Source organism: Shewanella sp. Isolate13, from assembly GCF_022398325.1.
Taxonomy (GTDB): Bacteria; Pseudomonadota; Gammaproteobacteria; order Enterobacterales; family Shewanellaceae; genus Shewanella.
In genome coordinates this window covers 19,415-33,791 of record NZ_JAKEVD010000036.1, presented here as the reverse complement: position 1 = coordinate 33,791, position 14,377 = coordinate 19,415, and the positions used below count along the sequence as shown (strand labels likewise).

12 protein-coding genes are annotated in these 14,377 nt (G+C 44.4%); 6 read left to right on the top strand and 6 right to left on the bottom strand.

The window, feature by feature from the left end:
• Nucleotides 1-15: 15 nt before the first annotated feature.
• Nucleotides 16-1,083 (bottom strand): 3-deoxy-7-phosphoheptulonate synthase, encoded by a 1,068-nt coding sequence (locus L1D44_RS18125; RefSeq protein WP_220769733.1) that lies wholly within the window; start codon nt 1,081-1,083, stop codon nt 16-18.
• A gap of 190 nt (nt 1,084-1,273) precedes the next feature.
• Nucleotides 1,274-2,086 carry a pyruvate, water dikinase regulatory protein gene (locus L1D44_RS18120; RefSeq protein WP_220769734.1) on the bottom strand — a complete coding sequence of 271 codons (813 nt, stop codon included), beginning with the start codon at nt 2,084-2,086 and terminating at the stop codon, nt 1,274-1,276.
• A 126-nt stretch (nt 2,087-2,212) separates the two neighbouring features.
• Between L1D44_RS18120 and ppsA the strand changes: the two genes are divergently transcribed.
• The 5 genes from ppsA to L1D44_RS18095 all read left to right on the top strand — a co-directional run bounded on the left by ppsA (nt 2,213) and on the right by L1D44_RS18095 (nt 9,385).
• On the top strand, nt 2,213-4,582 hold the full coding sequence (ppsA, locus tag L1D44_RS18115; protein WP_220769735.1) for a phosphoenolpyruvate synthase: 2,370 nt from the start codon (nt 2,213-2,215) through the stop codon (nt 4,580-4,582).
• Nucleotides 4,583-4,731: 149 nt separating this feature from the next.
• Nucleotides 4,732-7,779: an FAD-binding and (Fe-S)-binding domain-containing protein gene (locus L1D44_RS18110; RefSeq protein ID WP_239892709.1), complete on the top strand. Its 3,048-nt coding sequence runs from the start codon at nt 4,732-4,734 to the stop codon at nt 7,777-7,779.
• Nucleotides 7,780-7,870: 91 nt separating this feature from the next.
• A complete protein-coding gene (locus tag L1D44_RS18105) occupies nt 7,871-8,314 on the top strand; it encodes a DUF1285 domain-containing protein (protein WP_239892708.1) in 444 nt (147 codons plus the stop codon).
• A gap of 156 nt (nt 8,315-8,470) precedes the next feature.
• A complete protein-coding gene (locus tag L1D44_RS18100) occupies nt 8,471-8,884 on the top strand; it encodes a MarR family transcriptional regulator (RefSeq protein ID WP_220769738.1) in 414 nt (137 codons plus the stop codon).
• An 84-nt stretch (nt 8,885-8,968) separates the two neighbouring features.
• Nucleotides 8,969-9,385: a PliI family lysozyme inhibitor of I-type lysozyme gene (locus L1D44_RS18095; RefSeq protein WP_239892707.1), complete on the top strand. Its 417-nt coding sequence runs from the start codon at nt 8,969-8,971 to the stop codon at nt 9,383-9,385.
• A gap of 32 nt (nt 9,386-9,417) precedes the next feature.
• Here L1D44_RS18095 and L1D44_RS18090 read toward each other — a convergent pair whose 3' ends face one another.
• A complete protein-coding gene (locus tag L1D44_RS18090) occupies nt 9,418-9,762 on the bottom strand; it encodes a hypothetical protein (RefSeq protein ID WP_239892706.1) in 345 nt (114 codons plus the stop codon).
• 192 nt (nt 9,763-9,954) lie between these two features.
• Entirely contained in the window at nt 9,955-10,986 is a 1,032-nt protein-coding gene (locus L1D44_RS18085; protein WP_239892705.1) for a Glu/Leu/Phe/Val dehydrogenase dimerization domain-containing protein, read from the bottom strand.
• Nucleotides 10,987-11,249: 263 nt separating this feature from the next.
• Between L1D44_RS18085 and L1D44_RS18080 the strand changes: the two genes are divergently transcribed.
• Entirely contained in the window at nt 11,250-11,675 is a 426-nt protein-coding gene (locus tag L1D44_RS18080; RefSeq protein ID WP_239892704.1) for a DUF4826 family protein, read from the top strand.
• Between the two features lie 76 nt (nt 11,676-11,751).
• Here the strand turns inward: L1D44_RS18080 and L1D44_RS18075 are convergent, their stop codons facing one another.
• Nucleotides 11,752-12,882 (bottom strand): cupin domain-containing protein, encoded by a 1,131-nt coding sequence (locus tag L1D44_RS18075; protein ID WP_239892703.1) that lies wholly within the window; start codon nt 12,880-12,882, stop codon nt 11,752-11,754.
• Between the two features lie 116 nt (nt 12,883-12,998).
• Entirely contained in the window at nt 12,999-14,369 is a 1,371-nt protein-coding gene (gene purB, locus L1D44_RS18070; RefSeq protein WP_220769744.1) for an adenylosuccinate lyase, read from the bottom strand.
• Nucleotides 14,370-14,377 lie beyond the last annotated feature (8 nt).

The window sequence follows — 14,377 nt, the reverse complement described above, 5'->3', positions numbered from 1 at the left end:
TCGAGTTTTTAAGTACTATTTTTGCTGTAAGCGCTGCATACGAGTACGTGAAGCCTTCGCCAGATCACTTAATAGCTTTTCTGAGTCTTCCCAGTGAATGCAGGCATCGGTGATGCTCTTACCGTAGGTTAGCTCTTCACCAGGTATGACTTTCTGGTTACCTTCTTCGATAAAGCTTTCTGCCATAATACCCGCGATGGCAGTTTCACCATTAACCATCTGCTGAATAATAGACTCGGCTACGTTGAGTTGCTCTTTATGCATCTTGCGGCTGTTACCGTGGCTAAAGTCAACAACCATACGCTGAGTCACACCGACGCTATCGAGTTGCGCTGCGGCTTTTCGAATATCTTCAGCGTGGTAGTTTGGCTCTTTACCACCACGTAAGATGATGTGACCAAATGGGTTACCGTGAGTGCGGTACACAGCCATTGCACCATCTTTATCTGGTGAGTAGAAAATATGTGGTGCCTGCGCGGCGCGCACAGCATCAACAGCAATATCGATATTGCCATCGGTACCGTTTTTAAAGCCCACCGGGCAAGAAAGCGCTGACGCCATCTCACGGTGAATTTGACTTTCTGTGGTACGGGCTCCAATTGCGCCCCATGTGATCAGGTCGGCAATATATTGGCCGTTGACCATATCGAGAAACTCAGTCGCGATAGGCAACTTAAGTTCAGTAATTTGCTGTAATAGGTGACGTGCTTTACGTAAGCCTTTGTTCGGGCTAAAGCTGCCATCTAAGTCTGGATCGGAAATCAACCCTTTCCAACCAACCGTGGTGCGAGGCTTCTCAAAGTAGACACGCATCAAGATACACAAATCATCTTTATATTGCTGGTGGAGCTTGGCTAAGCGCTGTGCATAGTCTAAAGCTGCTTCAGTGTCATGGATTGAGCAAGGGCCAATAATCACAAGTAAGCGTTGGTCTTCACCATTAATAATGGCTTCAACTTCATGACGTTGCTGAACTAGGTAGTCAGCGGCATCTTGTGTTAAAGGATATTCAGAAGCGAGTTGTGCAGGTGAAATTACCTTACATAAAAGGGAAGTGCGGAGTTCGTCTGTTTTAATGGTCATTCAAAATACCGAGCGTTCGTATGGGCTATCGCCTGATTACCTCGGATTATAACTAATAGTTTGGCTATGCACAGTGGCAATTGCCTTAAAAGTGAGGCTAATTTTCATAATCGCGAAAATTACTTGGTATGAAATCAAGGCTTTTTTAAAAAAGCCTTGATTCCTTGACGAGATAAAATGGTTATCGAGATTAGAACATATGGCGCTTTAATCCTGTTTCTTCGAGAATTTTTGTGGCGATCTCTTCTACCGAATGATTTGTGGTGTTCACAAAAGGTATGCGTTCTTTCTTATACATCATTTCGACCTCTTTAACTTCCACACGGCATTGACGTAGAGATGAGTAACGACTATTAGACATGCGGCTGTGGCGAATTTCGTGGAGGCGTTCAGGATCGATAGTCAGGCCGAATAGCTTATGTTTATTACGTTTCAGAGCTTCAGGCAGTTTAAGGTTATCCATGTCATCTTCGGTAAATGGATAGTTTGCCGCCTTGATACCAAATTGCATCGAAAGATAGAGACTCGATGGGGTTTTACCGCAACGGGATACCCCCAACAAAATAAGGTCAGCTTTATCCATATGCTTCATGGTTTGGCCGTCATCATTTTCCATGGCGTAGTTGATAGCATCGATACGCGCTTCATAACTTTCATTGGCTTTACCATGGGTACGGTGCAGGGCTGGTGCAGCAGCAACACCTAGTTGCTTCTCTAATGGCGCGACAAAAGTGTTCAAAAAGTCATAATCTAAGCCTTCACTGCTATAGATGATGTCTCTGATCTCAGGTTTTACGATGGAGTGGAAAACTAGTGGTCTTTCACCTGTTGTAATAAAACAATCATTTATTTGTGCTTTAACAGCTTCCGCTTTCATTTCTGTTTCTACAAATGGAATTGTAAGTGCATCAAACTCAAGTGGAAATTGAGAAAGCACTGCATGCCCAAATACCTCTGCTGTGATCGCTGTCCCATCTGAGATATAAAATACTTTACGTAACATTTCGGCCTCTTGTAGTAATAAAATTACAAATAAAATTATACATTTACGGTTCTTGCCGTGGAGTGTAAGATGCTGCTGCTCTCGTGTGAAGAGCCACACTAAAATATACTTGCGGAGATAAAAACTGTGCAGCAATACGTACTCTGGTATCAAGAATTAGGCATGGGTGACGTCAACAAGGTCGGCGGTAAGAACGCTTCTCTTGGTGAGATGATTAGCAATCTTTCAAATGCAGGTGTTCAAGTGCCTGGTGGATTTGCGACAACATCTTTTGCGTTCAATGAATTTCTTGAACAAAGTGGACTTAACCAGAAGATATACGAAATTCTAGAAGCTCTAGATGTAGATGACGTGAACGCACTCGCTACAGCAGGTGCACAGATCAGACAGTGGGTTATCGATACCCCATTCCATCCAGAATTTGAGCAAGCGGTTCGCGAAGCGTACGAAAAGCTTAGCTCTGAAACAAATGATGCATCTTTCGCAGTTCGCTCTTCAGCGACAGCAGAAGATATGCCAGACGCATCATTTGCTGGCCAACAAGAAACTTTCCTAAACGTTAAGGGTTATGACGCCGTTTTAGAAGCAACTAAGCATGTATTTGCTTCTTTGTTTAATGATCGCGCCATCTCATACCGTGTTCACCAAGGTTATGACCACAAAGGTGTCGCACTATCTGCTGGTATTCAGCGTATGGTGCGTTCAGACAAAGCTGCTTCTGGTGTTATGTTCACCATGGACACTGAGTCTGGTAACAATGACGTAGTATTCATTACTTCATCATTTGGCCTAGGTGAAATGGTTGTTCAAGGCGCGGTTAACCCTGACGAGTTTTACGTTCATAAACCAACACTAGTTGCAGGCCATAAAGCGGTTGTACGTCGTAATATTGGTAGCAAGCTTATCCAGATGGTTTACTCAGACGATGAGTCTCATGGTAAGCAAGTTAAGATTGAAGATATTGCAGCAGATAAGCGCCGCGAGTTCTCAATCAATGATGCAGAAGTACAAGAGCTTGCGAAGCAGGCGATGACTATCGAGAAGCACTACGGTCGTCCAATGGACATCGAATGGGCTAAAGATGGTAACGATGGTAAGTTGTACATCGTTCAGGCGCGTCCTGAAACTGTTCGCTCACGTGAAGATGTGCAGTTAATCGAGCGCTACCACCTAAAAACACAAGGTGACGTGGTTTCTGAAGGTCGCGCAATCGGCCACAAGATTGGTAAAGGTGTCGCTAAGGTACTTAAGTCAATCGACGATATGGACCAAATTCAACCAGGTGATGTATTAGTTACTGACATGACTGACCCAGACTGGGAACCAATCATGAAGCGTGCAAGCGCGATTGTAACTAACCGTGGTGGCCGTACTTGTCACGCTGCGATTATTGCACGTGAGCTAGGTGTTCCAGCAGTTGTTGGTTGTGGCGATGTCACTGAGCGCATTCAAAATGGTCAAGAAGTTACCGTTTCTTGTGCCGAAGGCGATACCGGTTACATCTACAGTGGCCTACAAGATTTTGAAGTGATTTCATCACGTGTAGATTCAATGCCAGAACTGCCGATGAAGATTATGATGAACGTGGGTAACCCAGACCGCGCATTTGACTTCGCTCGTCTTCCTAACGAAGGTGTCGGCCTTGCACGTCTTGAATTCATCATTAACCGTATGATCGGTATTCACCCTAAAGCCCTGCTTGAATTCAATGATCAGACTGCTGAACTTCAGCAAGAGATCCACGAGATGATCGCAGGTTATGAGTCTCCAGTTGAATTCTATGTTGAGCGTCTAGTTGAAGGTATCGCGACTATTGCATCGGCATTCCATCCAAAGAAAGTGATTGTTCGTATGTCTGACTTTAAGTCAAACGAATACGCTAACTTGGTAGGTGGTGACCGTTACGAGCCAGAAGAAGAAAACCCAATGTTGGGCTTCCGTGGTGCAAGCCGTTACATCTCTGAATCGTTCCGTGATTGTTTTGCGCTAGAGTGTGAAGCGATTAAGCGTGTTCGCAATGAGATGGGTCTTAAGAATGTTGAAATCATGATCCCATTCGTTCGTACATTGAGCGAAGCAGAGCAGGTGATTGAGCTTCTTAAAGAGCAAGGTCTTGAGCGTGGTAAAGATGGCTTACGCGTTATCATGATGTGTGAACTACCATCTAACGCACTACTAGCGGATCAGTTCCTAGAGCACTTCGATGGTTTCTCTATCGGTTCAAACGACTTAACTCAGCTGACTCTTGGTCTAGACCGTGATTCAGGGATCATCAGCCACCTATTCGATGAACGTAACGACGCGGTTAAGGCTCTACTTGCCATGGCAATTAAAGCGGCAAAAGCTAAGGGCGCATACGTAGGTATTTGTGGCCAAGGCCCATCAGATCACGCTGATTTTGCGGCTTGGTTAGTTGAGCAGGGCATCGATACTGTATCGCTAAACCCTGATACTGTTATCGATACTTGGTTATATCTAGCTGAAGCTCACGGTTAATATTATCGTGTAGTTTTTTGGCCTAAATGAAGTGTTAAATCTGCGCGATTTAACATTTTGTTAAAAACATTAAAAAAGCCGCTATTTAGCGGCTTTTTTTTGTTTATAATGAGCCACAAACTTAAGAATAACAACTGACAGAAGTAATCATGTTACCCAAGTTATCGCATCAGCAGACCCTAGAACCGACCTATCTTTCTTTTTTAACGACCCTTGAAGAGGGGGCTTTTACAGGAGATATCGATACTCGCTACAGTGCTCGCCTCGCACAGGCGACCGATAACTCTGTGTATCAGTTTTTACCTCAGGCGGTGATCTATCCAAAAACGACTCAAGATGTTCAGATAGCACTAAAGCTTGCTAGCCAAGATGAGTTTGCACAGGTGGTCTTTAGTGCAAGAGGTGGTGGTACAGGCACCAATGGCCAGTCGTTAACCCATGGCATTATTGTTGATATGTCACGCTACATGAATCAAGTCCTAGAGGTGAATGCGACAGAAGGCTGGGTAAGGGTGCAAGCGGGAGTCATTAAAGATGCTCTCAATGATGTGCTTCGTCCCCATGGTTTTTTCTTTAGTCCTGACTTATCGACATCAAATCGTGCCACATTGGGCGGCATGATCAACACTGATGCGTCAGGAGCGGGGTCATTGGTTTATGGTAAAACTTCTGACCATGTACTTGGCTTAAGCAGCATCTTGTTTGATGGCAGTGAGCTTAAAACTCAGCCATTAAATCATGAACAGCTAGGTAATATTGCTTCAGTTACAGATAACCCCTTGGGTCAGCAGTTAATTTCTAGTATTGCCGAGATCTGTAAAGATAATCGTCAACAGATCGAACAACGCTTCCCTAAATTAAATCGTTTTTTGACCGGATACGACCTGAAAAATGTTTGGGATGACACCTTAGGGCATTTCGACCTTTCGCGAATTTTAACCGGTTCAGAAGGCACGCTTGCGGTGATCACTGAGGCAAAGCTTAATATCACGCCTTTGCCCACGTGTCGCATGATGGTTAACATCAAGTATGACTCATTTGAGTCGGCTTTACGTCACGCTCCCGATTTGGTTAAAGCCAATGCCACTGTGGTTGAAACTATCGACTCTAAGGTGCTTAACCTTGCTAAAGAAGACATCATTTGGCATTCGGTATCCTCGCTGATCACCGATGTGCCGGGCAAAGAAATTGATGGCCTTAATATGGTGGAGTTTGCAGGCTCGCAAGCTGATGTCGAGCAGCGAGTCGCTAAACTTGAGGCTATGTTGACGGCTCAAATAGCTCAAAGCGAAGCGGGCTTGCTTGGCTATCAAGTTACATCCGATAAGGCCAGCATCAATACCATCTATGCCATGCGCAAGAAAGCCGTGGGCTTGTTAGGCGCTGCAAAGGGGGCGCGTAAGCCGATCGCGTTTGCCGAAGACACAGCTGTGCCTCCAGAGAAGTTAGCCGACTTTATTTTAGAGTTTAGAGCGCTGCTTGATAGTCACCAGTTACAATACGGCATGTTCGGTCATGTGGATGCGGGTGTACTGCACGTGCGACCAGCACTGGACATGTGTGATGAGCAAGATGAAATACTCCTTAAAACGCTTTCCGATCAAGTGGCTGAGCTAACTCTCAAATATGGCGGCTTAATGTGGGGTGAGCATGGTAAAGGCGTGCGCGGCGAATATGGTCCAGCGGTGTTCGGTGAGCAACTATATGGCATATTAGAAGAGGTTAAGGGATTATTTGACCCCAATAATAAGCTCAATCCGGGGAAGCTGGTGGCACCGAAAAACAGCGGTCCTATGCTCTATAATGTCGACAGCGTTAAACGCGGCGCATTTGATAGACAAATTCCAGTTAAAACCCGTGAAGCGTTTCCCGATGTGATGAACTGTAACGGCAATGGTCTGTGTTTTAACTACAGTGTTTATTCGCCTATGTGTCCGTCATTTAAAGTCACTGGCGATCGAGTACAGTCTCCTAAAGGTCGTGCAGGCTTAATGCGTGAATGGTTAAGGTTGCTTGAGGCAGAAGGTATAGATGTTAATGAACTCAGCCGCAGTAAGCCTTTAGGCTGGCTACAGCGTGCGCAAAACTCCTTAAAAATTGACAAGGAGTATGATTACTCACATGAAATGATGGAGTCTCTAAAGGGATGCTTAGCTTGTAAGGCCTGTTCGAGCCAGTGCCCAGTTAAAGTCGATGTGCCAAAGTTTAGAGCACAGTTCTTTGACCTTTATTATCGCCGTTACCTGCGCCCAGCAAAAGATTACTTAGTTGCAGGGATCGAGGACTCTCTACCATTGATGGCCTCTGCGCCAAGGTTAGTCAATGCGGTTTCTCAAAACAGCCTAAGCAAGTGGGTCATCAAGAAATCCCTTGGCTATGTTGACGCACCAGCGTTGTCGGTACCCACTTTAAAGCAACGACTCGAAGGACATGCAAGTCGTGGCTATGATTTAACGGCGCTACAGCAAATTCCAGGGTCTGAGCGCAGTCAATACGTGTTAGTCGTGCAGGACCCATTTAACACCTTTTATGAGGCTGGAACGGTTTATCACTTTGTGCAGTTAATCGAAAAGCTAGGCTTAAAGCCTGTGTTACTGCCATTTAAACCTAATGGCAAGCCTATCCATATTAAAGGCTTCTTAGATAAGTTTGCGCGCACGGCAAAGTCGACTGCCGATTTTCTTAATCAGGTGGCCAAGCTCGATATACCAATGGTCGGCATTGATCCTGCTCTGGTGCTCTGTTATCGCGATGAATATGCAGAAGTTTTAGGTGGCGCCCGTGGAGATTTCCACGTCAAACTTGCCAATGAATGGTTACTAGAGGTATTTGAGGGTAAAGCACCTCAGGAGCGAAAATCTGATTTCCCTAAGACGGAGTTTACCTGGTTTAGTCACTGTACAGAATCCACGGCAAAACCCAATACAGCAAACGAGTGGAAAGGGATTTTTGAACACTTTGGTGCAACGCTGCACACGGTGAATCTAGGCTGCTGCGGTATGGCGGGAACTTATGGCCATGAAGCGGAAAATCTTGAACGCTCTAAAGCGCTTTATGAAATGTCATGGGAGAAAACGCTTACCAAGTTACCTCAATCTCAGGTATTGATCTCGGGTTATTCCTGTCGAAGTCAGGTTAAGCGATTTAGTGGCTTTAAGCCGAAACACCCGCTTGAAGCCTTGTTGTCTTTACTGTAATTGTATGATGTAAAAAACTAGCCACTGGCTAGTTTTTTACTATTAAATACAGCAACATTATGACTCAAATGCTGAAATAGAAGAGATTTTGATGACATCGAAAAACGTACAGTTAACGCAAGCGACCGATGCAATATCTTCGCTAACCAACGATACGTCTTTATGTAGCGAGGAGGCGATATTTGAAATTAATGCCAATGGCGACTGGTTTTATAAAGATGAGAAGTTGCCAGTTAAATTCTGTAAGTTATTTAGCAGCATTTTAAATCGAATAGATAATCAATATTTCCTCATTACGCCGGCTGAAAAACTGCGGGTCGCTGTGGCGCAGCAGGCTTTAGTGATAGTGGATTATGAACGCCGATGCGATGGGTTATTTTCGATTAAATCGAGTATTAATACCGAGCACCTTATTGCAAGCTATGAGAAGTTTATTATCGGCGAAGACAGTGTTACCTTGACGCTAGATAGAGGTATTGAGGCCAAACTAAACCGTGCTTGTTTTTACCGTTTTATTGGTGAGTTTGTTGTCTGATTAGAACAAAATTGAACTAGCTAAATAGTTGAGTGTTAAGCCTGTGATTTATAGGCCATTTGGTTGAAACTAAGCAATAAACCCTCTCTAAAACTAGTTTCTTTTGGCGTAAGTGATAAGATTAGATGAAGCCCGAAAGAGCCTTGGAGGTGCTGATTGAATCGTTTGGAGAGCCTAGGTTACTTGGTGTCTCATCTTAATGTCGATCTACAAAACTTGTTAGATCAACGTCTTAAAAGATACCAATTAGATATTAAGCTGTGGCCAGTGCTGTTTTCACTCTGGCAAGAGGAGGGCGTCACTCAAACCACCCTATCTAAGCGTTGTGATGTGGCTAATTACACTATGACTCGTCTTCTCGACCAGTTGCAGCAGCAGGGATTAATTACCCGTCATCAGGATGCCGAGAATCGCCGTGCCTTTCAAATATACCTTACCGACAGTGGTAAAGCGCTTGAACAGGACTTGGTTAGAGAGGCTGAGCGAGTCAATGAAGCCTTTTTAGATAACTTGGCCGTGGATGAGCGCACAACCTTTTTGAAGCTCCTCAACAAGATAAATCGTTTTTAGCCACTTCCCTGACAATTTATTCGTAACGCTTGCACACTTGCTTTGCCTAGGCTCTAATAATGTGAACCTTTCAAAGGAGTCGTTATGAGAACGCTACTCGTTGCATTATGTGTTATTCCGCTATTAAGCGCCTGCTCGGTTAATATCAATAAATCAAAACCTAAGCCTCAACAGACTGCATCTCCTCAAGAATGTGATGCCAGTGGTAGCTTTATTCAGTCTATTAAGCTCGCAAGCGGTGCCAGCTTAGTGATCGAAGAGGGACGCCTAGAGCCGCGTTCCATAGGCAGTGTGACAGTTAAACTCTATCGTGACTTAAATGTTGGGGACTTTGCTGGCGCGGTGAGCTTTGTCCGTGATGGCACGGTCTTGAAAGCACTCTTAATTGAAAACGGCAGTAATAAGCAAAAGTTATCAATTACCACTGTGACAGCGGGTAGCGGAAATTATCAAGCAAGTCACTTAGTTTGCATCGAAGCTGATACTATCAAGCTGTGCTAGCTTTCTCTGCCCTATAAGAGAGCTAGCTGTCATTAACCAAGGGTGAGCAAGAACACAATGACGACGCCAATGGCTAACATGCTTTGTTGGATCTGCTGGCGGCTGCGGTAGAGTTCTTTCTTTCCTTGCTTTAGGCTCGCGACCAAGTTGTTTTGTTTATAAATCCGACAGATGAGTTGTTCCGTCATCGGGTCGAGCAACAGTTGTAATTTGGCGGGTTTTCCATCGTTTAACATCAGAGAATGTTCACTCTGCTGACCAAAATTAAGCTTACTCGAAACACGTTTACCGTTGATAAAAATTTGTTCTAATCCGCACCAATCACTGGCTTGCAACTCGATGTCGTCTTGGTTGAGGGCATACTTAAAAGTCACCATGGCGCGGCCTCTTTGTTTTTGTTAAGGCCTTAATTCAAGCAGAGGAAAGTGAACTTCGCCAGTGTGGTTGAGTTGATTGTGACAGGCTACTTTTTATCTATTTGTTGAACTTGATAATTGTGGTGACATAATTTTTAAAAGGTAAAAAATACCCAGCGACATAAGCTGGGTATTGATTAGTGTTTCGCTTATCTATTTTGCCGAATTTATAATGGCTCTTGCCATTTCATCGGCAACGTCACCTGTAGTACGGTTTTGTTCGTCAGATTGAGCAAATATGGTAAGCAAGGTGTTGTAGATCTCTTCAACTTTTGCCGTTGCGGCACTGGCATCGTAGTCTTTTTCAAATGAAACGTTGATGATGCCGCCAGCATTGATGACGTAGTCAGGAGCATACAAAATACCGAGATCTTTTAGCATTTCACCGTGACGCACTTCAGCAAGCTGATTGTTGGCACAACCTGCAACAATTGTTGCCTTGAGTAGCGGGATGGTGATGTCATTGATTGTTGCACCTAAGGCACAAGGAGCGTAAACATCAACATCTTGGTGGTAGATTTCCTGAGGTGCCACTACCGTTGCACCAAACTCGCTAGCCACTCTGTCTAGTGATGACTGATGAATATCGGTGACAATCAACTCCGCGCCTTCAGCATGTAGGTGACGGCATAGGTAATAACCCACATGGCCAACCCCTTGAACGGAGATCTTAAGGCCTTTTAAGCTGTCTAGGCCACGCTGATGCTTAACAGCCGCTTTAATCCCTAAATAGGTACCTAGCGCAGTAAATGGAGATGGATCGCCGCTCTTACCCTCTAAACCTGCCATATAAGGCGTTTCTTGATGGGCAATCATGATGTCAGCGGTTGAAACTCCCACATCTTCGGCTGAGTAGTACTTACCGCCTAAGGTATGAATACAACGACCAAAGGCTCTAAAGAGCGCCTCTCTATCTTGTACTTTTGGATCGGCGATAATCACTGATTTACCACCGCCCATGGCTAATCCAGCTAGGGCGTTCTTATAAGTCATACCACGTGATAAGCGTAATACATCGGTGATGGCTTCGTCGTCAGACTCATAGTTCCACATCCTACAGCCGCCAACGGCAGGGCCAAGATTGGTGTTGTGGATGGCGATAATGGCTTTTAAGCCGCTTTCTTTATCATGACAAAATACGACCTGTTCATGGTCGTCAAAAGAGATGTGATTAAAAACTGCCACTTGTTGATCTCCGCTGTGAGCATCGAATTACCACGACTATATTAATACAGTGTGGTCTGCTTGTTATATTTATTGCAGAACGATAGCATTTAGGGATACTCTCAACAAAGTAAAGATTCGGAATATTTGAGACCTATCTGGCAATTTTGCTTTCCACTTTACGTTAACGTAAAGTATTAGCTTGATTTGAACGTGATAGCTGTGCAAGGTTTTTGACTGTCTGATAGACAGGAGCAAAAATAACAATAAGAAAGGAAGTTTAAATGGCTGAACAAGCAGTAGACCAAGAACAACTAAGACAAGAATGGATTAGAACTCAGTTCCAAAAGGCAAATAAGTTTTTGGCTGAAAAAGGCATCATGCCCGATAAAGTTCACCCTGAGGAAAGCCGCTATTTAGCGCCTTATGTTGCAATCTGGAAAATCGACTCTAAAAAGCCAAACAAGAAAACATTTTGGGTGATGTCAGGCGACCTACCATCTGATTACGTTGATATTAGTGTTGCGACTACCGCTCGTGACGCAGTGCGTCATTTCTCTATGATGTGGCAGATGAAGGCTGAAAATATTCAGCGCTCAGGTTTAACCAAAGATCCTGCTCAAGCTAAATTTGCTCAGTTATTAGTGTCACGAGCCGAGAGCTTATATAAGATGCAGGCCGATGATTCTATCTGGGAACCAAGCGCTTAGCTCGGCATAGCAGTCAACTGCGATTGATAAGAGGCATCATTAAGATGCCTTTTTTGATCTCGAGATTTTGCCTGCATTACTCACCGAAATAGAAATAGCCTCGATTAAGCAGAGTTAACATGAACTCTTTTGTTGTTGAGCATTGAAATAAGAGGGCGGCTTGTTGGTTATCAAAACTCAACTTTTGAGCTAATTGAGTGACATTTTCTTCGATATCCTCTGGATATTCAAATGCTTCTCCATTGATAAATACTCGTGATGTGCAGTCGCCCTCAAGTTGTAATAACTTGAGCCCACCAATTCGGTACAAAAGCGCGCCTTGACTGATGTAATCATCAAGCTCTTCTGCGCTGTATTCCTCTTCGGGTTCACATAGATCGAGTTCAAAGCGGTTTTGGCTTAACATTTTCCCGAGCACAGCCTGATAGCTGTTTGGGCAAGAAGCAAACTCTGCAATTAATGCCATCATATGCTGTTGATGCTGGGTACTTACCTGACTCGCTTGTGTGGGTTCGCTCTCGGAGGTGAAGCGTTTTAGCCCTGTAGCGTTATCGATTAGATTATCGGCGATTTCACTAAATAGCTCTTGCTGACTCGGGGCGCGAAACCCCATGGAGTAACTCATGGCTGTGGTTATCGTTTGACCTTGATGGGGGAAGCCAGGAGGAATATACAGCAGGTCGCCTTTTTCCAATACCACATCGATAATCGGCTCAAAGCCTTCGATTAGCGGCGTAGTGGGGTCATTATTTTTAGGGGCGTATAGGCCTTTGTTACCGACGGTCCAGTGGCGCTCACCTTCACCTTGAATAATAAACACATCGTAGTTATCGATATGGGCACCGACACCACCACCTGGGGTTGCAAAAGAGACCATTAAGTCATCGAAGCGCCAGTCTGGCAGAAAACGAAAAGCATTGATGAAACCTGCTGAGTCTGGGTGCCAATGATTAAGTGCTTGGACGAGTAATTGCCAATTCTTATCGCCAAATTGATCGTAGTCCTCGAAGGGACCTTCGATGATCTGCCAGTCGTTGTCTTTGGTTATGACAACCCGCGATGACACACTGTCTTCACAAGCAAGTCCTGCGAGTTCATCAGGAGTAATAATATCTTCAAAATTTTCAAAGGCGTTTTTAATTAATAGCGGTTTTTTTTGCCAATACTGTTCGATAAAGGTTTTTGGATCGAAATTGAGATGATACATAGATGCTATGGTGCCAGAAGTTGATGAAACAGATAAAAGAAAGGCGTTAAGCCTAAGCTTAACGCCTTATTTGCCCTATTTATAGTCAATGGGCTAACTAATCGCGCGATAGCGCGTTAGTTTAATTCGTCAACAAAGGCTTCAGCACGGCCAATATAGTTAGCTGGCGTCATCTTCTTAAGCTCAACTTTCACTTCTTCTGGTAGCTCAAGACCATCAATAAAGACAGCTAGTTGTTCACCATCGATACGCTTACCGCGAGTTAGCTCTTTTAGCTTCTCGTATGGCTTCTCGATGCCGTAACGGCGCATTACCGTTTGTACTGGTTCTGCTAGGACTTCCCAGTTGCCATCAAGCTCTTTGCGCAGCTGCTCTTCATTAACTTGTAGCTTGCTGATCCCTTTCAATGTTGATTGATAGGCGATCAGTGAGTGAGCCATACCAACACCTAGGTTACGTAGCACTGTCGAGTCAGTAAGGTCTCGCTGCCAGCGAGATACCGGAAGTTTAGCCGCTAGGTGCTGCATTAATGCGTTAGCAATACCTAAGTTACCTTCAGAGTTTTCAAAATCGATAGGGTTAACTTTATGAGGCATGGTTGAAGAACCAATTTCACCAGCAATGGTCTTTTGCTTAAAGTGGCCCAGTGCGATGTAACCCCAAATATCACGGTCGAAATCGATCAAAATTGTGTTGAAGCGCGCTAGAGCATCAAACAGTTCTGCGATGTAATCGTGTGGCTCGATTTGAGTGGTGTATGGGTTCCAGTTGATGCCTAGGCTTGTTACGAAGCGCTGTGATAGTGCGTGCCAGTCAACTTCAGGATAAGCCGAAAGGTGAGCGTTGTAGTTACCTACTGCACCATTGATTTTACCCATGATTTCAACATTTGAAACCTGAGTTAGCTGGCGCTCTAAACGTACAGCAACGTTAGCCATCTCTTTACCAAGAGTTGAAGGTGAAGCTGGCTGGCCGTGAGTACGAGACATCAGTGGTACTGACTTGTAATCTCTTGCTAATGTCTTGATAGCATCAACAATCTTCTGGCAATAAGGCACAACCACTTGGTCACGTGCTTCTGTTAACATTAATGCGTGAGAAAGGTTGTTAATATCTTCAGAGGTACAAGCAAAGTGTACAAACTCGTCAATAGCAACTAACTCTGCATTATCGGCGATGCGTTCTTTAATAAAGTATTCAACCGCTTTAACGTCGTGGTTGGTGGTCGCTTCAATTTCTTTAACGCGCAGTGCGTCTGCTTCGCTAAAGTTATCTTTGATTTGATCGAGCAAAGCCAATGCAGCTTCGCTAAAAGGTGGAACTTCTTCAATTTCTGGGCAGCTTGAAAGCAGCTTTAGCCAGTTAATTTCGACTTGAACACGGTATTTGGTCAGGCCGTACTCGCTGAAAATCCCTCTTAATGAGGCGGTTTTACTACCATAACGACCGTCTACCGGAGAGATAGCAGTTAGTGCGGAAAGTTCCATTAGAAGCT